The sequence below is a fragment of the Vreelandella neptunia genome, assembly GCF_022489065.1.
Lineage (GTDB): Bacteria > Pseudomonadota > Gammaproteobacteria > Pseudomonadales > Halomonadaceae > Vreelandella > Vreelandella neptunia_A.
Window position 1 is genome coordinate 87,084 of sequence record NZ_JAKVTW010000015.1, and the last position, 18,210, is coordinate 105,293.

Below are 18,210 nucleotides of genomic sequence, written 5' to 3' on the forward strand. Positions count from 1 at the left end.
CAAAATATTAAAATAATCCGATTCGGGGGTGGCAAATCGACGCTGTCACCCCCACAATCTGCGTCACCGAAGGAGGTAGACGCTCATGTTTCTCGATAATCGCCAAGTGGCGATGGACAGCGTATTGGAAGCGCTGGCCGATAGCATTGATTATTTCCAAGATAATATCGAACGCCTGCGCCCCTCACTGCGCGACGCTTTAAAGCCGCATTATACTGAGCGGCTTAAGCAGTTGAGCAAATTGCAGGAGCTTGCCCGTGCGCATTTGAAAATGCTGCCCCGTGATGCGGACGTTGAACGCGATGATTTTTTATGGCTGTGGAGCCGTCTGAAAAGCTTCGTTGGCAACGATAGCCAAGTATTGATCAATGAGCTATTGGAGCAAGAGCGCGTATTGATGCAAGCGCTCTCTTCGCTTTTTACCCACCCGCTGCCCGACCCGATTGAACCGGTGGTAGACGAGTGCATGCAAGGGTGCCGTAAACTGATTCGTGAGCTCTATGCGCTGCAAAAGCGCAAAACGCACCGCTAAGGTGCTGTAAAGCGCTCATTTAGCGAAGGCAGTATCAGGTCTATTGGAGCTCGTTTCTTAAGCTCAATGGGCTCAGGGGTGCCAAGAAAATAGGGCTCTCTTCCCCATAGGTAGAGATCGCCCAGGGTAGCCACACGCGCTGCCCATTCGCGCAGCTTTAAACGCCATCCCACCGCTACCGTAGGATCATCCGCCACGCAGCCGGTAACATCCATACCCAGAGCGCGACCAATATATACCGCACGGGGAAGATGCCAGCTCTGAGTAACCAGTAACGCTTTATCCAGCTGAAACACATCCCGTGCCCGCGCAAGGGTGTCATAAGTGCTAAAGCCCGCAAAATCCATGGTCAGTTGCTCAGACGCTACGCCGCGGCGATAAAGCTCGCGCCACATCGCCCGTGGCTCGTTATACGCCTGGGTACGATTATCCCCTGAAAGCAAAAGATGCTCGACCTGGGACTGCTCAATTAATGCAGCAGCGGTGCGCATGCGGGCATGAAAGTGAGGATTTCTCACCCCGCTACGCGTCCAGTGCGATGTACCGAAGACAATTCCCACCTCTGCCGGGCGACACTGTTGCGGCTGGCGTTCAATATAAGCAGCGGTAGTAGCGAGCACCCAAAAATTGCCGCCTATAAACAGCAATGTCGCCAGCAGCGACAGTGCTCCTAGCGACATTAGTAGGCGCTTTAGCCATTTCAACAAAATGTTATGCATCCAGCTCCCCAGCCGGGGTTAGAACATGCCGAGTTCAAGCTTCGCCTCGTCGCTCATCATGTCACGGCTCCAAGGAGGACTGAAGACAATTTCGGTGTGCACTTTGCTGATCTGCGGCGCGCCGAGAATCTTATTGCGCGCATCGGCGGCGATCACATCACCCATGCCACAGCCGGGAGCGGTCAACGTCATACGGATAGTCGCGATGCGCTCACCACTGATAAGACGCTCAATTCGGCAACCGTAAACCAAACCCAGGTCTACGATATTGACCGGAATCTCCGGATCAAAGCAGGTACGTAGCTGGTCCCATACGAACTGCTCTATCTCCTCTTCGCTAGCCGTTTCGGGCAGCGTAGGACGCGGTAGCGGCTCAAGCCCCAGCGCATCCAGGTTGCTCCCCTCAACTAGGTAGAGTCGCCCCTCAAACCCGACACTTACCGTACTGCCCTTCGCTTGCATAACGCTAACAACGCTATCTTCGGCCAGTGTTTCCGTACTACCAAACGGAATGGCAATGGCCTCCACATCGCGCTGGAGCGGCAACTGTTGGCCTCGTTCGAGACTGGCTACTTGCTCAAGATCCATATCTGTCCTTAAAAACGTTCTTCAAAGAGCTGGCCTTAAAGAACCGACCTTAACGCACCATACCAATGACACGGTGGAGTGCTTCAATAAAGCGATCCACTTCTTCGAGCGTATTATACGCAGCAAATGAAGCACGGCACGTCGCATCGACTCCAAAATGATGCAGCAAGGGCTGCGCACAGTGGTGGCCTGTGCGAATAGCCACACCGAGCTGATCGATCAACAGGCCGATATCCTGGGAGTGCGCCCCATCCACCACAAACGAAAGCACGCCTGCTTTGTGCGGCGCAGTGCCAAGAATACGCAGACCATCAATTCGTCCAGCCGCTTGCGTCGCGCGGTCAAGTAACTGACCTTCCCACTCACCAATTGCATTAACCCCGACGCTTTCTACCCACTCAAGAGCACGCCCCAGCGCAATGACTTCCGCGATCGCGGGCGTTCCGGCTTCAAACTTGTGCGGAATATCGGCGAAGGTAGTGCCCGCACCGAAAGAGACGGTTTTAATCATCTCACCACCGCCCTGCCAAGGCGGCATCTCTTCCAGCAAAGCCTGCTTGCCATACAGCACGCCTACGCCGGTTGGCCCATACACTTTGTGGCCCGAGAACGCATAGAAGTCGGCATTGATCGCCTGCACATCGACTAACTGGTGAGGGGCAGCTTGGGCGCCATCAATCAAGATCAACGCGCCCTGCTGATGGGCCAGCGTTGCCATCTCCTGTACCGGATTAATGGTACCCAGCGCATTAGAGACATGGTTCACCGCCACGAGCTTAGTGCGCTCACTGAGTAGCTCGCGGTAAGCAGCCATATCCAATGCGCCATTGGCTTCAACGGGAATCACCTTAATGGTAAACCCGATCTCGGCGGCCAGCAGTTGCCAGGGCACAATATTGGAGTGGTGCTCCAACATTGAGATCAGGACTTCGTCACCTGGGGCGAGGTTTTTACGCCCCCAGCTCTGCGCGACTAAGTTAATGGCTTCCGTGGTACCACGGGTAAAGATGATCTGACGCGCATCTTCCGCGTTGAGAAACGCCCGCACCTTATGACGCGTGCCTTCAAACGCCGCCGTTGCCTCATCGGCAAGGGTATGCAGACCGCGGTGAATATTGGCGTTATAACGTGAGTAGTAATCGCTAAATACGTCAATCACCTGCTGAGGCGTCTGGCTAGTAGCCGCATTGTCTAAGTAGATTAGTGGCTTGCCATGCACTTTACGGGCAAGCACTGGAAAATCCTGACGCAGACGTTCGACGTCAAAGGGTGCTTGCACTCGCGCGGGCGCCTGCTCAATAACGGTATGTGGCATCAATCACTCCTCGTAGAGCCCTTTAAGCTAGTTTTTAAGCGCGGATCGTTAAGAGCCGGTCTTTATAAAATTAGTCTTAAAGCGCTAGTCGTTAAGCGCGGCTGCCGCTTCAACAAGCCCTGCAAGATTAAAGCGCTCCGGAAGCTTACCTGCAACTGCGAGCTCTACCCGCTCTGCAATCGCGTCCAAGCTAACTTTATCCAGCACCTCTCCAGCAAAGGCGAGGGTTAGCAGGCCGCGTGCGGTAGCTTCGTCAATACCGCGCGTACGCAGAGCGTAGATCGCCTCTTCATCCAACTGCCCTGTGGTGGTGCCGTGCGAACACTTAACGTCATCCGCATAAATTTCAAGCTCAGGCTTGGCATCAATGTGGGCACGATCCGACAGCAGTAGGTTTTGATTACTCTGAAAACCTTCAATTTTCTGGCTATCGCGTTTGACATAGACTTTGCCGTTAAACACACCGTGAGCGCGGTCATCCAAAATGCCCTTGTAGTTCTCATTCGAGAACGTTAGCGGCGCATTGTGATTGACCTTAGTGTGGTTATCGACGTGCTGACGACCCTGACCAAAGAACAGACCCAGGAAGTTGGTTTCCGCACCCTGGCCGTTCAAATCGCTGATCAAGTCATTGCGCACAAGCGCGCCGCCCAGGCTCAGGTTGTAGGAGGTATAGCGTGTATCGCGGCTTTGCTCGACATGAATGCTCGCCACATGCATATCGCCCAACGGTGCTTCTTGCAGCTTGTAGTGAGCAAGGATCGCCCCACGGTCGAGCATCAGTTCGCCAACCACGTTGGTGAAGTTAGTCGCTTCGCTTTCGCCGGTGTAGTGCTCAATCAGCGTGGCTTCGCTGCGCCCGCCTGCTTCCACTAATATACGCGGGTGGCACATTACTGGCTGGCCAGCGCGGGACAAAAACTGCAGCAGAATCGGTTTCTCAACAACCGTTCCCGGGGCAATGCGAACCACGGCGCCCTCTTCCATAAAGGCAGTGTTTAGCGCGGCGAAAGGTGAAAAATCCACACCGGTTAGTCGGCCCAGCGGGCCACCCACGGCTTCGTGGTTCTCTACTAGCGCTTTGGAGAGCGGTAACACCTGAACGCTCGAAGGCAGCGAATCCAAATCCGAGAGCGCCGATGAGAAAACACCATCCACGAAGGTCAGGCGGTAAGCATCAATCGGCAGCGTTAGCGCCGCGGCACTGGCCTGGGAGAATTCGGCATTGTCGGCAAGAGCAAAGTTGCCCTGGGCGATCGAGCGCACATCGGTATACTTCCACTCTTCATCACGACGAGTGGGGAAACCCAGCGCTTCAAAACGTGCAGCCCCCGCTTGTCGACGAGCGGCAATCCACGTCGGCTCCGCCTTATAATGCGGGCTACGCGCCTTCAATGTGTCTAAAAAGGTTTGCGTATCGCTCATGCCACAGACTCCTCGATACCTTCGTACCCATTGGCTTCCAGCTGTTTGGCCAGTTCAGCATCGCCGGTTTTGACGATACGGCCATCGACCAACACGTGAACCTTATCTGGCACGATGTAATCCAGCAGGCGCTGATAGTGAGTGACCAGCAGAATGGCGCGGTCTTCAGCGCGCAGGCTGTTAACGCCGTCGGCGACAATTTTCATGGCGTCGATATCCAGCCCCGAATCGATCTCATCCAGCATGGCGAGCTTCGGCTGAAGCACCAGCATTTGCAGGATCTCGTTGCGCTTTTTCTCGCCGCCGGAGAAACCTTCGTTAACGGCGCGCTGTAGGAAGCTGGCATCCATCTTCATGTAGCCCAACTTCTCTTTGACCAGCTTCATAAACTCTGGCGCAGGCATTTCGCCTTCACCGCGAGCCACACGCTGGGCATTAAGCGCTGATTTCAGCAGGTAGATGTTTTTAACCCCTGGAATCTCAACCGGGTATTGAAAGCCCAACAGCAAACCGGCTTGGGCGCGCTCTTCAATTTCCATTTCAAGCACATCTTTGCCTTCAAAGGTAATCGTGCCCTGGGTAACTTCGTAGCCATCTTTACCGGCAATCACCGCGGATAGCGTCGATTTACCCGCGCCGTTCGGCCCCATAATGGCGTGCACTTCACCCGCCTTAATGGTCAGGGTCAGGCCTTTGAGGATTTCATTACCTTCGACGGATACGTGTAAATCATTCACTTGCAACATATTGATTACCTTTCTGATTCTGGCGAGTCGCCACGGCGACACTAATATAATTAAGTGGAATAAAGGGTCAGCAGTTAGCCGACCGCGCCTTCCAGGGTCACATTGAGCAGCGCTTCGGCTTCGACGGCGAACTCCATGGGCAACTCTTGGAAAACATCCTTACAGAAGCCGTTAACGATCATGCTGACCGCATCCTCTTCCGAGATACCGCGGCTCTGGCAGTAGAACAGCTGGTCTTCACCTATTTTCGAGGTCGTTGCTTCGTGCTCGATGGTCGCCGTGCTGTTGCCAATTTCCTGATAGGGGAAAGTATGCGCACCGCACTTATCGCCGATCAGCAGGGAGTCGCACTGGGTAAAGTTACGCGCCCCTTTGGCCCGCGGGCCGATTTTCACCAGGCCGCGATAGGACTGGTCACTCCTGCCCGCTGAGATACCTTTGGCGACGATATACGAACGCGTGCCTTCGCCAATGTGGATCATCTTGGTGCCGGTGTCGGCTTGCTGCCGACCGTTGGTAACAGCCACGGAGTAGAACTCGCCAATACTGTCCTTACCGCGCAGTACGCAGGAAGGGTATTTCCAGGTAATCGCCGAGCCGGTCTCAACCTGGGTCCAGCTAATCCGCGAACGGTCGCCGCGGCAGTCGCCACGTTTGGTGACGAAGTTGTAGATACCACCCACGCCATTTTCGTCACCGGGGTACCAGTTCTGAACCGTGGAGTATTTGATGTAAGCGTCGTCTAATGCAACAAGCTCTACCACGGCGGCGTGAAGCTGGTTCTCATCGCGCATTGGCGCGGTACAGCCTTCCAGATAAGAGACCTGGGCACGGCTTTCGCAAATAATCAGCGTACGCTCAAACTGGCCGGTGTTGGCCGCGTTGATGCGGAAGTATGTGGACAGCTCCATGGGGCATGTGACGCCTTCCGGCACGAACACAAAGGAGCCATCGGTAAACACTGCTGAGTTCAGCGCAGCAAAGTAGTTGTCCGCCACGGGGACGACCGTGCCCAGGTACTGTTTGATCAGCTCCGGGTAGTCGCGAATCGCCTCAGAGATGGAGCAGAAGATAACGCCCGCTTCACCCAGTTGCTTCTTAAAGGTGGTGGCGACAGAAACGGAGTCAAACACCGCATCTACCGCAACGCCTGCCAGTGCCGCACGCTCATGCAGAGGAATACCCAATTTTTCATAGGTTTCCAGCAGCTTGGGATCCACTTCATCCAGGCTCTGAGGGCGGTCTTCCGGGCGCTTCGGCGCACTGAAATAGGAGATCGACTGGTAATCGATCGGTGGATAGTCAAGATGGGCCCAGGAAGGGGCTTCCATCTTCAACCACTGGCGGTAGGCATCCAGACGCCACTCCAGCATCCACTCCGGTTCGCCTTTTTTATTTGAAATAAAGGCGATGGTGTTTTCATCCAGGCCAGGTGGCAGGGTGTCGCTCTCAATATCGGTAACAAAACCGTCTTTGTATTCGCGACGAACCAACTGTTCCATTTCTTCGCTTGCCATGGTGATACCCTCCGGGCAGTTGGGTGGCGAGGTTATCGCCTTTAATAATAAATGAGGCCTGTTGTACTTACGCTGCGGTTAGGCAGTCGCCGCCGACAGGCTGATCGTTTGAATAGGCAGTTGCACCGGCAACTTAATCGGCGCTGTATCGGCTAAATGCGCAAGCGTCACGCTTTCAAGCAGGGTGCGCATTGCCAGTGAGACCCGTTGCCAGTTATCAGCCACACCGCAAGTGGCGACAAGTTCACAATCGCCCTCCGCTTGGCTACATTCGGTCATGGCAACAGGCCCTTCAATTGCCGCAATAATATCGGCAGCCGTAATTTGCGATGCAGGCCTTGCCAAGCGATAACCGCCTTGGGCACCGCGCTGAGAAACTAATAACCCGGCACGCGCCAACATTTTAAGCGTTTTACTCACAGTGGGGTGCGGCAACTGCACAGCCTCAGCCAAGTCGGCCGCTGCATGCGATGCCTGGGAATGGCGGGCAATTTGCGCCATCACCACAGCGGCATAGTCTGTCAGCCGAGAAAGCTTGAGCATGTCGACTCCCCTTTTATGTGCTTGATGCGCAGGCAACCAAATGGTTGGCTGCGTCAATTGAGTACCATTTTAGTCCTGTATAAATTTGATGTGAAGCCCTTGAGCAAAATGGTTATCAATTTGCGCAAAATAACGGCACGATCGGCGCCGATAGCATCAAAAACAACAATCATTATCATTTAAAAAAGCTATCGCTATCCACGCTACAAACGCTTTCAATGTTAACTTTGCACCTATAAACGGGTTCTGGTAGCTTCTGGGCAGCTTGATGCCGTCACTGCGGATGGTTAGAGCTGTTTGGCTATTCGAGGTAATAATATGGATTCAGCAGTAAGCAACGTGGTAAACGCAACCCTCGCTATGCGGCAGGTACAAACCGTTCAAGAGGCTCAGATCAACGTTTTTAAAGAGTCGTTAGACATGAAGGCAGCGCACATCACTGCATTAATGGATAGCGTTGCGCAGGTGCCGCAGCTGGCCACAAGCGGTAGCGTTGGTACACAGATCAATACGACTGCATAAAAATCTGATGGCCGCTAAACCAATAGCCCCCTGATATCATCAGAGGGCTATTTTTTGCCGTATATTCTAACATTAGGCTTTTTTGACAAATTCAGACTTCAGTTTCATCGGGCCGATGCCGTCAATTTTACAGTCGATATCGTGATCACCGTCCACCAACCGAATACTTTTCACTTTGGTGCCCACTTTCACCACCAGTGAACTGCCTTTAACCTTCAAATCTTTAATCACCGTGACGCTATCGCCGTCGGCCAGCATATTGCCATTAGCATCACGCACACCCGATGTGTCATCAGTGCTCTCCTCTGCTACCTTTGACCACTCATGGCCGCACTCTGGGCACACATACTGAAGCCCGTCGTCGTAGCTAAACTCAGAGGCACAGGTAGGACAGTTAGGCAGATCACTCATCAGATGGCTCCATCACTTGGCTTAGATAAAGGGCTAAGAAAGCGATGGAGCCTACACGGGTTACGTAAAATGTCCAGCAGCGGCGTATTAACCGCGCTGGTAAGTACCTACCAAGCGATTCATACCCAGCAGATGCGGCTCTACCTCTTTGAGAAGTTCAGCCAGCGTAAGCCCTTCAGGTAGTGCGGTTTGATGATCCAGCGCCAGCACCCAGAAGTAGTAAAGATGTTTACCATGCCCCTCTGGGGGCATCGGGCCACAATAGCCAGCATCCCCTTTATCATTAGCGCCAACGGTGCCCACAGCGGTGTTTTCGGTGACTTCATTAACATCGCCAGGCAAATTGTAAAGTACCCAATGCACAAAGCCGTAGCTGCCTTCCTTGACCAACGGAGCGTCTGGGTCATGGCAGATCACTGCAAAGCCCTTTGTTCCCTCAGGAGCACCCTGCCAAGCTAACGCGGGTGAAATATCATCACCTTCGCCGCTGTGTTTGGATGGGATTGCTTGATGATTCGCAAACGTAGCGCTGGTGACCTGCATTGATGAAGGTGCAAATGCCATGCTTTTCTCCTAGGTAATTGAAGGTGGTGAATAAGTTTTAAAGATTGAGCTGTGACGCATGCTGTTGCCACCACTGCTGGGCTGTTACAACATTTTCAGCATTATGTGCAGGGTCAAGCACGACTCCCAGCTGAACGTAATCGCCACCCGTTCTGACCATTAGCTGAGGATCTTGAGTGGCTAACTGCAGCGCATAGAGCACCAACATTTGTTCATACTCATCGCTGGTGTTCAAACGAGCAAACAGCAATGGCACAGCTGGAAGCCCTATCTCGCCCAATTTTTCAGCCGCAATGTACCATGGGCGAGGGTTATCACGATCACCGTAGCTGGAGACAAAACGCCGATCAGACAGGCGGCTGACATAGTACGAGGCCTCCTCTTCCGGGCTAATAAACAACGGCGGCACCCAATCGGTTGCCATGCCCGTAACAGGGTATGAGCTGGTGGTAGCCCGATTCGGCGCAGGCTGGGCAGCGGCGGTCGGCGCTTCACTCTCCGCTTGAGCAGGTGATGGCGCAGGGCGCTGCCCACCGGCACAGCCCGCTAACAATAAACTCCCCGCGACACCTATACATGCCGCCCATACGTTTACCGTACTTCGCTGCATGGCTACTTTTCCTATGCTAAACATCAAGTGGGCCACCGCCCCTGTTTCTGCAGACGGCGTTTAACCCAAATATCATACAACTTACGCAACGCTGTTTTAATTCCCGGTAGGCCAATGATCCAGGCCACAGGCATCAGTAATGGAATACGCGCCATTAACAAGCGGTAAGCATCAATACCTTCTATAAGCTGACACTGGGCAGTTTCGATATGCAGGGAGCGCAACGCCATTGTTGGATCCACGCCTTTTTCCCGCAGAGCCTGCTGGTGCTCACTAACATCAAGCCAAGCGATATCACCAGCATGGCGCCCCGACCAGCGTTCATAGCGGCGGCGCTCTTTACGGCAAAGCGGACACTGCGCATCGTAAAACACATTGATTGAAGCCTTGCTGGGCATATAGGCTCTCTTTAATAACCACAAATGCTTAGTGTGGTATTTTCGCTATTTAGCGCAAACCTTTAGGTCGACGTCTTCTAATGGGGCTAGCCTATGAAGCAGCTGTTAATTATTGCCCATGCACCTTCAGAAAATACCCGCCTTCTTCGTGATACAGCCTATCGGGCTGCCTGTCACCCTGATCTTGAGCAGCTAAGCTGCGTTGTTAAAGCGCCGTTAGATGCAGGCCCGGAGGATGTGCTGGCCTGCGACGCCATTCTACTCGGCACTACGGAGAACTTAGGTTACATGAGCGGCGCCCTGAAAGATTTTTTTGACCGTTCATACTATTCCGTTCTAGAACATAAATACGGACTGCCCTGTGCGCTCTATGTCCGCGCAGGGCATGACGGCACGGGCACACAACGGGCAGTGGAAAGCATCGTTAGCGGATTAAGATGGCGCTGGGTACAACCACCACTCATTTTACGCGGCAGCTGGCAGCAATCGTTTGCCGATCAGGTGGAAGAACTTAGCATGACCTTAGCGTTTAGTGTTGATAACGGCATTGTATAACCTCGCTTAGCCTGCCTTACTGTAGGTTAGCATTTCGTGCCAATAGCGCGATTAAGAGTCATCAACGCACGTATATTAGGTAGCCCCTATGCACAATGTTATTGCCTTCTATGATGATCGCGTTCTCGCTCACGAACCCAATATCGAGGCCGATTTTTTACCTGAGCGAATTGATAAGCGCATTCGACACCTACTTGCAGGCCTGCCAGGCCCCTGGAAATACCCGGAGCATCCAGGGCGGCTAACCGCTATCCAACAGCTACTTGAGAGAGCGCCCATTGAGGGCCTAAAGATTGAAGGGGGCAAAGCAGCGACGCATGAGCAGTTAGCGCGGGTGCATACCACTTCTTATCTAAGTGATATTTTCAGCCTGCGCGGCAAAAATGCCTGGCTGGACGTAGATACCACGGCAGTTTCACCCGGCAGCATTGATGCCGCTGAAGTGGCAGCAGGTACAGCCATTGCGGCGGTAGAGGCCGTCATGGAAAAACGCACGAAAAGCGCCTTTGCTCTCGTTCGCCCACCAGGGCACCACGCAGAACCCGTTCGTGCCCGTGGCTTTTGCCTATTTAATAACGTTGCCGTAGCGGCGGCTCATGCCCGCAGCGCACTTGGCTGCGAGCGGGTACTGATCGTTGATTGGGATGCCCACCACGGCAACGGTACTCAGGATATTTTCTGGGCAGAACCCGACGTGATGTTTTTTGATATTCACCGCGCAGCCCCCTTCTACCCTGGCTCTGGCCACCTGGAAGAAGTGGGCGCCGGTTTGGGCGAAGGTACTACCATCAACGTACCGCTTCCCGCAGGGGCCGGCGATGAGGCGTACCTTAAGGCATTTCGTGACATTCTCGCGCCCGCAGCCGCCTGGTTTAAACCCGATATCATTTTAGTCTCAGCGGGGTTTGACCCTCACTGGCACGATTTAGCACTCAATGTTTCCTACGCAGGGTTTGGCGCGCTGACCGGCTTTATGCAACAGCTGGCCGAACAGCACTGCGACGGCCGTTTGGTATTTGTATTGGAGGGTGGCTACAACCTTGAGTCACTGGCCAATGGCACCAGAGCAGTGCTAGCAGTACTGGCGGGCAACACCGTGCCGGTGCCTGATACCTGCGGCATTGCCGAAGTCCAGGCCGCAGCGGATTTCCACCGCACGGCTTTTCAAACAGAATAGTTTCGTTGCCAATAAAAACGGCGCCTCGCGCGCGAGGTGCCGTTTTCTAGTGCTGATTTGAAGCATTAAGAGCGAAGTGGTTACTTCAAGCGTTCAAACACCGTCGCAACGCCCTGTCCCATACCAATACACATGGTCGCCAAACCCAAGGTGGTATCGCGCTGCTGCATAACGTTCAGCAGCGTGGTGCAGATACGTGAACCTGAACACCCCAGCGGGTGGCCCAGGGCAATCGCGCCGCCGTTCAGGTTAACCTTCTCATCCATTGCATCTAGGAAGCCGAGATCTTTCAGTACCGGGATACCCTGAGCAGCGAAAGCTTCATTCAGCTCAACGGTTTGAATATCAGCAGCGGATAAGCCAGCGGCTTTGAGGGCCTTTTTAGACGCAGGCACTGGGCCATAGCCCATGATTGATGCATCACAACCGGCCACACCGGTCGAAAGCACTCGCGCGATGGGCTCTAAGCCCAGTGCTTGAGCGCGCTCGTAGCTCATTACGGCCATTGCCGAAGCACCCACAGAAAGCGCCGAGGACGTACCCGCGGTCACGGTACCGTTGCGCGGATCAAATACTGGCTTGAGGCTCGCCATAGACTCCAGGGTAGAGTCTGGGCGAATCACCTCATCGCGCTGAACCATCACCCTGAAGCCGCGCTGATCGTGGCCTTCTACGCCGATAATTTCATTATCGAAGTAGCCCTTCTCCATCGCTGCCTGAGCACGCTGGTGGGAGCGCACGCCGAATTTATCCTGCTCTTCTCGGGAAACACCGTGCATTTTACCCAGCAGCTCAGCGGTCAGGCCCATCATCATCGCCGCTTTCGCCGCGTATTTACTGGCCGCCGGGTTAACGTCAACACCGTGTGCCATGGGGACGTGCTCCATGTGCTCCACGCCGCCGATGATAAAGAAATCACCCATGCCTGCTTTAATGTTGGCGGCAGCGATATGCAGCGCGGTCATCGAAGAACCACACAAACGGTTTACTGTCTGCGCAGGCACCGAGCGGGGGATGCCGGTCATAATCGCCGCGTTGCGAGCAATATTCATCGATTGCTCAAGGGTCTGGTTAACGCAGCCCCAGATCACATCATCGACTTCTGAAGGATCTAGGTTTGGGTTACGAGTAAATAGCGCCTGCATAGCCGCTGCAGACAGATTCTCGGCACGTACGTTACGAAAAGCACCATTCTTGGCTTTCGCCATGGCGGTACGGACACCGTCAACCACCACAATATCTCTCGGATTCAAACTCATCTTTTATCTCCTATGGGTGGTGGTTAAGCTTGGTTGGCCGGCTTATCGTTGGAATAGAACAATTCGCCGTTTTGAGCCATCTGGCGCAGCTTGTCGGTGGGCGCGTATAGCGGCCCCAGCTCGTCAGCCAAGCCTTCTGCCAGCTTAACGAACTCCGCCACACCCATTGCATCAATGTAGCGCAGAGCGCCACCACGGAACGGCGGGAAGCCGATGCCATAGATCAGCGCCATATCGGCTTCCGCTGGCGTGGCCACAATGCCATCTTCCAAGCAACGCACGGTTTCCAGACAGAGCGGTACCATCATGCGCGCGATGATGTCCTCGTCGGAAAACTCTTTATGCTCTTTCACCACCTCTTTGACTAAGGCGTAAGCGACCTCATCGGTGACTTTCTTAGGCTTGCCTTTCTTGTCCTCTTCGTAGGCGTAGAAGCCCTTATCGTTCTTCTGGCCCAAACGCTCATTGTCGTACATGACCTGAATGGCGGTTTTGCCCTCGCGCGCCATACGATCAGGGAAGCCTTCCGCCATTACTTCGTTTGCATGAACAGCGGTATCTAAACCCACCACATCTAACAGGTAAGCAGGCCCCATGGGCCAGCCGAACTTCTCCATCACTTTATCAACGTGCTGGAAGTCAGCGCCCTGCTCGACTAAGAAGCTAAAGCCGCCAAAGTAAGGGAACAGCACGCGGTTGACCAGGAAGCCTGGGCAGTCATTGACCACAATCGGCGTTTTACCCATTGCCCGCGCGTAAGCCACGGTAGCGCCCACGGCAGCATCTGACGTTTTTTCGCCACGAATGACCTCAACCAGCGGCATACGGTGCACAGGGTTAAAAAAGTGCATGCCACAGAAGTTTTCAGGCCGCTTTAAATTTTGCGCCAAACGGTTGATTGAAATGGTTGAGGTGTTAGAGGTGAGAATGGTGTTTTCGCCCACCATGCCTTCCACTTCAGTGAGCACGGCATCTTTGACTTTGGGATTCTCAACGACGGCTTCAACGACAAGATCGACGTTACCAAAATCACCGTAAGAGAGTGTCGGGCGAATATTGGTCAGCTTCTCTGCCATCTGCTCGGTGGTCAGTTTTTTGCGCTCTACCTGCTTGGCGAATAGCTTGCGGGCCTCTTTCAAGCCCAGCTCAATGGCATCGTCCTTGATATCTTTCATCAGAATTGGCGTGCCTTTAGAGGCACTCTGATAAGCGATGCCACCGCCCATGATGCCGGCACCCAGCACAGCAGTCTGCTTCACCGGCTGGGCCTGTTTCTCGTAATTACTTGCTTTCTTTTTAACCACTTGGTCGTTGAGGAATAGACCGACCAGATTAAACGCTACGCTGCTCAGCGCCAGCTTTGCGAAGGCTTTGGCTTCAATCGCCTGGGCGCGACCGCGCTCTTCCCCAGCGCCTTTCTGAATCACTTTGATCGATTCAACTGGCGCCGGATAATGGGGGCCCGCTTTACCAGCGACATACCCTTTCGCCGTTTCAAACGCCATCATCTGCTCAATCGGATTGAGCTTCAGCGGGCTGGTCTTCTCAGCACGACGGGCTTTGTAATCCAGTTCACCGGCATTGGCGCGGTCGAGAATATCCAGCGCGGCGTCTTCCAACTGCTCAGCGGTAACCACTGCATCGACGGCACCCATTTTTAGCGCTGCATCGGCACGGTTTTCGGTTCCACCGGCAATCCACTCGATGGCATTATCGGCACCGATAATGCGCGGTAGACGCACACAACCACCCCAACCAGGAAGAATACCCAGTTTGGTTTCTGGCAGGCCGATCTTGGCTTTCTCGCTCATCACACGGAAATCGGTGGTCAGCAATACTTCACAGCCGCCGCCAAGGGCCAACCCGTTAATCGCCGTAACGGTGGGGAAAGGCAGGTCTTCGATGGCGTTGAAAATATCGTGTACCTTGAGGTTCATCTCAACAAGGTACTCTTCGCCTTTATCAAAGAGCGTGTGAAACTCGGTGATATCGGCACCGACGATAAACACTTCTTTACCACTGGCAATCAGCAAACCTTTCAAACTGTTTTCAGCTTGGATTGCTTTGACTGCCTCGCCCAGCTCTGTCACCACAGCGCTGGAGAGCTTATTGACGGACTCACCTTTCAGATCGAAAGTGAGCATTGCGATGTCATTGCCACTCGGGGTGTCACGACGTGTCACCGTGATGGCGTTGCCTTGATAGATCATCCGCGCTCTCTCCACATTTTCGGGCTGGCTCTGAAAAGAGACCCCGCCACGTTTCTCATACGGCTTCCACACGACTTTCATACGGTCGTTTGATTGCCTTAGCTTGGTTGAGTTGCTTGATAACGTCAAGCCCAGACTTTTGGCTAATTTACCCATCTAGTACGACCAGCACTCCCCTGACACCGTTCATACTGCTAGGATCACGCTTCTTTTAATTTTTGTAGGTTACCTTGTTATGGGCACACTGCTCACGCCATCGCGCATCGCCACCGTTCAGCGCCGAATTGAAAGCATTGTCGAGCGACTAAAACCATGGAGCTGGCTGTGGCCACCCATGGCGTTCGCTGCCGGTTTAGGCAGTTTCTTTTTGGTCGATCGTCAGCAGTGGCTAGGGGCCGCATTGGCATTAGGCTTACTGTTCGCCTGGACGCTACTACTCTCCGAAGGCTTAATCAGTCGCTGGCTCTCTCGTCGAGGTCATCCTACACCTCCTCGTGGCGTCACCACCTTTATTGCGCAAATGATTCACCAGGAAACGCTTTTCTTCACACTGCCGTTTATTTTAGTCACTACTGTGTGGAATAGCGGGCAAACGCTATTTGCGCTTCTAGTGGGCGGTATGGCGCTGCTGTCGATTATTGATCCGCTTTACTTCAAAGTCGCAGAACGCTGGCGAAGCATTTACTTCGTCTTTCATGCTCAATGCGTTTTCCTAGTACTGCTGGTCACGCTCCCCATCATGGTGCATCTCACTACCGGCCAAAGCCTTCTATTGGCACTAGTCATCACTATTTTGGTTGCACTACCCAGCTTTTGGCACTTACTCAAGCAGCGTTCGCTGAAGCGCTGGTGCGCCTTTTTTGGGTTAACGCTGTTACTCGCCTACGGTGCTTGGTTGGGGCGGATCTGGGTTCCCCCTGCCAGCCTATGGATGACCAGTAGTGCGCTCTCTCCGGCTTTTGATGTTGAACAGCGCTTGCCACAGGGATCAATGGCGCTAACCCCGCAAGCCATTCGCGACAATGGCCTTTATGTATACACCGCCATCCGCGCACCGCGAGGGTTAAGTGAAACCATTACCCATGCTTGGCATCATAATGGTGAGCCAATGGACGTCGTTGAGCTCAATATTAATGGCGGACGAGAACAGGGTTATCGTGCCTGGAGTCACAAACAGAACTTTCCGGAAGACTCTACGGGTAATTGGCGCATTGATATTATGACGGGCAGCGGCCAGCGCCTTGGCTTGATACGATTTGAGGTGTCCGACGATAGTCAGGTAGCTTCGTTAGCGGATGGGGAAATACGCGCTAGCGGCCTAAGCGGATTGAACTTGCGGAGATTTGTACCTGGCCGCCCTAACGATGATGAAGCCCGGCCTGAAGACTGAATTGTTAATCGCCTTGCATTCAGCGGCGCAGCTAATGACAATTCGCATACTCACACTTATTGGTAGCTAGCTGCTTATGGCTTCAACGATTGGTTTTCGCATCGCACGCTTGCCGCATCTATGGCGCTCCATCCTAGATCGACGCCTTGCGCCGCTAGGCTTAACGCAAACGCGCTGGGTCACTCTTTACCACTTATGGCGTTTAGGTGAGGGGCACCCCCAGTGCGATCTTGCCCGTGCGATTGGGGTAGAAGCTCCCTCCCTCGTTCGCACCCTTGGCCAGCTTGAAGAGCAGGGCTTGGTAGAGCGACGGGCGTGTGATAATGATCGTCGCAGCAAACGGATTTATCTGACGCCTGCCGCCATGCCGCTACTAGAACAAATCGACACGGTTGCACAGCAGGCGCGCAAGGAGATGTTTGCTGGATTAAGCGAGGAGAACCTCGAACAACTTAACGATTGGTTGGCGATCATTGAATCAAATGGCTTGGCGATACAAGCTCGCGATCAAGACGGTCCCGCTTCGTGATCACCTATTGAGGATGGCGCTGCTTGGTCAATACCCTTGAGCGGTTGACTGGTGGGCCTATCAGCATGCCCCTTGAGCGCATCAAGCAACTGTTGAAATTCAGGTAAATAAGTCGCGAACCGCTCTGCGGTTTGCGACTCCCACCACCACAGTGTTAGTGCATGGGGGGTCGACTGGAGTACCAATGCGTCCTGGGGCAAGCGCTCAAGCAGCGCTTTTAAAGGTATCTCGGCACTCTCTGGGAGTGGACGCAAAGGAGCTATACGCCAACGCCAACCGGCGTAATAGGGCGCTAACGCGTCGCTGGCATTACTGTCTCTTACCAACAGAAAATCCGGGCCAGGGCCCTCTTGGGAATAGTGCCAGCGATAGGAGGGCATGGTGCCTCTAAAATGATGCAGCGGCGGCTTTTCTAATTTGATAGTGACGCCCTGCTTTGAGATCTGCGAGCGTAAACCCTGTTGGCGTTTTTGACGTGGACTAGGCTTTAACCACATCACGGGCGCGATCACTAACATCAGAATAAAGACTATAATTAACCAATCCATCTCTACATTTTCCTCCACATAAGCCACACTGAATACACTATCTCAGACACCATGACTCAGGTCGCTTTTTTGACTCAAGTCATTGTTAAAACGCTAGCCATTGTTAAAAGAAGGCACGCCATCTAAAGTAAAGGTCATTGAACAAAGAGCCCCTTTGTTACACACCGCCAAGGAGATACGCCATGAGCTATCACCACATTTTAGTTGCCGTCGACTTAACCAAAGATTCCCACAAGATATTGGAACGCGCTGTCGTGATTGCGGAGCGCAACAACGGTGCCAAAATCTCCATCATGCATACCCTGGAGCCGCTGGGGTTTGCCTACGGCGGCGATATTCCCATGGATCTCACCAGCATTCAGGACCAGCTGGATGACCACGCCAAAAAACGTCTGACAGAAATTGCCGCTCCGCACATCCCTGAAACCGATCAATACGTGGTTGTGGGCATGCCCGACACTGAAATTCACCGTTTTGCTGAAGAGCATGATGTGGACTTGATCGTGGTGGGCTCCCACGGCCGTCACGGCTTTGCTTTGCTGCTTGGCTCAACGTCTACCGGCGTACTGCACGGTGCACAGTGCGATGTTCTTGCTGTCCGCGTGGGCAAGAAAGGCGAAAAAAGCGACGAATAAAAGCTAGTTTATTACCG

At 53.6% G+C, this 18,210-nt stretch carries 21 protein-coding genes; 7 read left to right on the plus strand and 14 right to left on the minus strand.

What is annotated here, in order from left to right:
* Positions 1-85: 85 nt before the first annotated feature.
* The gene (locus MLE19_RS17230) at positions 86-532 is read left to right on the plus strand and encodes a hypothetical protein (protein WP_240719361.1); all 447 of its coding nucleotides are present in this window, start codon (positions 86-88) and stop codon (positions 530-532) included.
* Here MLE19_RS17230 and MLE19_RS17235 read toward each other — a convergent pair.
* The 7 genes from MLE19_RS17235 to MLE19_RS17265 form a co-directional block, all read right to left on the minus strand.
* Positions 529-1,251 (minus strand): SanA/YdcF family protein, encoded by a 723-nt coding sequence (locus tag MLE19_RS17235; RefSeq protein WP_240719362.1) that lies wholly within the window; start codon positions 1,249-1,251, stop codon positions 529-531. The genes MLE19_RS17230 and MLE19_RS17235 overlap by 4 nt on opposite strands.
* Before the next feature lie 18 nt (positions 1,252-1,269).
* Positions 1,270-1,839: a putative Fe-S cluster assembly protein SufT gene (gene sufT / locus MLE19_RS17240; protein WP_240719363.1), complete on the minus strand. Its 570-nt coding sequence runs from the start codon at positions 1,837-1,839 to the stop codon at positions 1,270-1,272.
* A gap of 49 nt (positions 1,840-1,888) precedes the next feature.
* Positions 1,889-3,154, minus strand: a complete 1,266-nt coding sequence (locus MLE19_RS17245; protein ID WP_240719364.1) for a cysteine desulfurase — start codon at positions 3,152-3,154, stop codon at positions 1,889-1,891.
* Positions 3,155-3,238: 84 nt separating this feature from the next.
* The gene (gene sufD / locus MLE19_RS17250; protein ID WP_240719365.1) at positions 3,239-4,579 is read right to left on the minus strand and encodes a Fe-S cluster assembly protein SufD; all 1,341 of its coding nucleotides are present in this window, start codon (positions 4,577-4,579) and stop codon (positions 3,239-3,241) included.
* Positions 4,576-5,325: a Fe-S cluster assembly ATPase SufC gene (gene sufC / locus MLE19_RS17255; protein WP_035580283.1), complete on the minus strand. Its 750-nt coding sequence runs from the start codon at positions 5,323-5,325 to the stop codon at positions 4,576-4,578. The genes sufD and sufC overlap by 4 nt, the downstream gene beginning before the upstream one ends.
* A 74-nt stretch (positions 5,326-5,399) precedes the next feature.
* Positions 5,400-6,842, minus strand: coding sequence for a Fe-S cluster assembly protein SufB (gene sufB, locus MLE19_RS17260; protein WP_071695926.1), 1,443 nt, complete (start codon positions 6,840-6,842; stop codon positions 5,400-5,402).
* Positions 6,843-6,920: 78 nt separating this feature from the next.
* Complete coding sequence (locus MLE19_RS17265) at positions 6,921-7,385, minus strand: SUF system Fe-S cluster assembly regulator (RefSeq protein ID WP_240719366.1); 465 nt, start codon at positions 7,383-7,385, stop codon at positions 6,921-6,923.
* A 318-nt stretch (positions 7,386-7,703) separates the two neighbouring features.
* On the opposite strand from MLE19_RS17265, the gene MLE19_RS17270 reads away from it, so the two are divergent.
* Positions 7,704-7,907, plus strand: a complete 204-nt coding sequence (locus tag MLE19_RS17270) for a putative motility protein (protein ID WP_240719367.1) — start codon at positions 7,704-7,706, stop codon at positions 7,905-7,907.
* A 72-nt stretch (positions 7,908-7,979) separates the two neighbouring features.
* Here MLE19_RS17270 and MLE19_RS17275 read toward each other — a convergent pair whose 3' ends face one another.
* The 4 genes from MLE19_RS17275 to MLE19_RS17290 all read right to left on the minus strand — a co-directional run bounded on the left by MLE19_RS17275 (position 7,980) and on the right by MLE19_RS17290 (position 9,890).
* Positions 7,980-8,318 carry a zinc ribbon domain-containing protein YjdM gene (locus MLE19_RS17275; protein ID WP_240719368.1) on the minus strand — a complete coding sequence of 113 codons (339 nt, stop codon included), beginning with the start codon at positions 8,316-8,318 and terminating at the stop codon, positions 7,980-7,982.
* A gap of 87 nt (positions 8,319-8,405) precedes the next feature.
* Positions 8,406-8,882 (minus strand): YbhB/YbcL family Raf kinase inhibitor-like protein, encoded by a 477-nt coding sequence (locus tag MLE19_RS17280; RefSeq protein ID WP_240719369.1) that lies wholly within the window; start codon positions 8,880-8,882, stop codon positions 8,406-8,408.
* A gap of 37 nt (positions 8,883-8,919) precedes the next feature.
* On the minus strand, positions 8,920-9,492 hold the full coding sequence (locus MLE19_RS17285) for a hypothetical protein (RefSeq protein ID WP_240719370.1): 573 nt from the start codon (positions 9,490-9,492) through the stop codon (positions 8,920-8,922).
* 23 nt (positions 9,493-9,515) lie between these two features.
* Positions 9,516-9,890 (minus strand): thiol-disulfide oxidoreductase DCC family protein, encoded by a 375-nt coding sequence (locus MLE19_RS17290; RefSeq protein WP_240719371.1) that lies wholly within the window; start codon positions 9,888-9,890, stop codon positions 9,516-9,518.
* Positions 9,891-9,983: 93 nt separating this feature from the next.
* On the opposite strand from MLE19_RS17290, the gene MLE19_RS17295 reads away from it, so the two are divergent.
* Complete coding sequence (locus tag MLE19_RS17295; RefSeq protein ID WP_240719372.1) at positions 9,984-10,445, plus strand: flavodoxin family protein; 462 nt, start codon at positions 9,984-9,986, stop codon at positions 10,443-10,445.
* Between the two features lie 88 nt (positions 10,446-10,533).
* Entirely contained in the window at positions 10,534-11,622 is a 1,089-nt protein-coding gene (locus MLE19_RS17300) for a histone deacetylase family protein (protein ID WP_240719373.1), read from the plus strand.
* A gap of 80 nt (positions 11,623-11,702) precedes the next feature.
* Here MLE19_RS17300 and fadA read toward each other — a convergent pair whose 3' ends face one another.
* Positions 11,703-12,881: an acetyl-CoA C-acyltransferase FadA gene (gene fadA / locus MLE19_RS17305; protein WP_240719374.1), complete on the minus strand. Its 1,179-nt coding sequence runs from the start codon at positions 12,879-12,881 to the stop codon at positions 11,703-11,705.
* A 23-nt stretch (positions 12,882-12,904) separates the two neighbouring features.
* Positions 12,905-15,091, minus strand: coding sequence for a fatty acid oxidation complex subunit alpha FadB (fadB, locus tag MLE19_RS17310; protein ID WP_240719400.1), 2,187 nt, complete (start codon positions 15,089-15,091; stop codon positions 12,905-12,907).
* Between the two features lie 235 nt (positions 15,092-15,326).
* On the opposite strand from fadB, the gene MLE19_RS17315 reads away from it, so the two are divergent.
* Together MLE19_RS17315 and slyA are read left to right on the plus strand one after the other, a co-directional pair.
* On the plus strand, positions 15,327-16,481 hold the full coding sequence (locus MLE19_RS17315; RefSeq protein ID WP_240719375.1) for a DUF5924 family protein: 1,155 nt from the start codon (positions 15,327-15,329) through the stop codon (positions 16,479-16,481).
* Positions 16,482-16,557: 76 nt separating this feature from the next.
* A complete protein-coding gene (slyA, locus tag MLE19_RS17320; RefSeq protein ID WP_240719376.1) occupies positions 16,558-17,010 on the plus strand; it encodes a transcriptional regulator SlyA in 453 nt (150 codons plus the stop codon).
* On the opposite strand, the gene MLE19_RS17325 is transcribed toward slyA, so the two are convergent.
* A complete protein-coding gene (locus tag MLE19_RS17325; protein ID WP_240719377.1) occupies positions 16,989-17,558 on the minus strand; it encodes a preprotein translocase subunit YajC in 570 nt (189 codons plus the stop codon). The genes slyA and MLE19_RS17325 overlap by 22 nt on opposite strands.
* A 182-nt stretch (positions 17,559-17,740) precedes the next feature.
* Between MLE19_RS17325 and MLE19_RS17330 the strand changes: the two genes are divergently transcribed.
* On the plus strand, positions 17,741-18,193 hold the full coding sequence (locus MLE19_RS17330; protein WP_240719378.1) for a universal stress protein: 453 nt from the start codon (positions 17,741-17,743) through the stop codon (positions 18,191-18,193).
* Positions 18,194-18,210 lie beyond the last annotated feature (17 nt).

Bases quoted from the DNA above. Each gene is read 5' to 3' on its own strand.
- MLE19_RS17265 (WP_240719366.1), bottom strand. From the start codon at position 7,385: ATGCTCAAGCTTTCTCGGCTGACAGACTATGCCGCTGTGGTGATGGCG.
- fadB (WP_240719400.1), bottom strand. From the start codon at position 15,091: ATGATCTATCAAGGCAACGCCATCACGGTGACACGTCGTGACACCCCG.
- MLE19_RS17280 (WP_240719369.1), bottom strand. From the start codon at position 8,882: ATGGCATTTGCACCTTCATCAATGCAGGTCACCAGCGCTACGTTTGCG.
- MLE19_RS17285 (WP_240719370.1), bottom strand. From the start codon at position 9,492: ATGCAGCGAAGTACGGTAAACGTATGGGCGGCATGTATAGGTGTCGCG.
- MLE19_RS17330 (WP_240719378.1), top strand. From the start codon at position 17,741: ATGAGCTATCACCACATTTTAGTTGCCGTCGACTTAACCAAAGATTCC.
- MLE19_RS17325 (WP_240719377.1), bottom strand. From the start codon at position 17,558: ATGGATTGGTTAATTATAGTCTTTATTCTGATGTTAGTGATCGCGCCC.
- sufB (WP_071695926.1), bottom strand. From the start codon at position 6,842: ATGGCAAGCGAAGAAATGGAACAGTTGGTTCGTCGCGAATACAAAGAC.
- sufC (WP_035580283.1), bottom strand. From the start codon at position 5,325: ATGTTGCAAGTGAATGATTTACACGTATCCGTCGAAGGTAATGAAATC.
- sufD (WP_240719365.1), bottom strand. From the start codon at position 4,579: ATGAGCGATACGCAAACCTTTTTAGACACATTGAAGGCGCGTAGCCCG.
- MLE19_RS17290 (WP_240719371.1), bottom strand. From the start codon at position 9,890: ATGCCCAGCAAGGCTTCAATCAATGTGTTTTACGATGCGCAGTGTCCG.
- MLE19_RS17245 (WP_240719364.1), bottom strand. From the start codon at position 3,154: ATGCCACATACCGTTATTGAGCAGGCGCCCGCGCGAGTGCAAGCACCC.
- MLE19_RS17315 (WP_240719375.1), top strand. From the start codon at position 15,327: ATGGGCACACTGCTCACGCCATCGCGCATCGCCACCGTTCAGCGCCGA.
- MLE19_RS17275 (WP_240719368.1), bottom strand. From the start codon at position 8,318: ATGAGTGATCTGCCTAACTGTCCTACCTGTGCCTCTGAGTTTAGCTAC.
- sufT (WP_240719363.1), bottom strand. From the start codon at position 1,839: ATGGATCTTGAGCAAGTAGCCAGTCTCGAACGAGGCCAACAGTTGCCG.
- slyA (WP_240719376.1), top strand. From the start codon at position 16,558: ATGGCTTCAACGATTGGTTTTCGCATCGCACGCTTGCCGCATCTATGG.
- MLE19_RS17295 (WP_240719372.1), top strand. From the start codon at position 9,984: ATGAAGCAGCTGTTAATTATTGCCCATGCACCTTCAGAAAATACCCGC.
- fadA (WP_240719374.1), bottom strand. From the start codon at position 12,881: ATGAGTTTGAATCCGAGAGATATTGTGGTGGTTGACGGTGTCCGTACC.
- MLE19_RS17300 (WP_240719373.1), top strand. From the start codon at position 10,534: ATGCACAATGTTATTGCCTTCTATGATGATCGCGTTCTCGCTCACGAA.
- MLE19_RS17230 (WP_240719361.1), top strand. From the start codon at position 86: ATGTTTCTCGATAATCGCCAAGTGGCGATGGACAGCGTATTGGAAGCG.
- MLE19_RS17270 (WP_240719367.1), top strand. From the start codon at position 7,704: ATGGATTCAGCAGTAAGCAACGTGGTAAACGCAACCCTCGCTATGCGG.
- MLE19_RS17235 (WP_240719362.1), bottom strand. From the start codon at position 1,251: ATGCATAACATTTTGTTGAAATGGCTAAAGCGCCTACTAATGTCGCTA.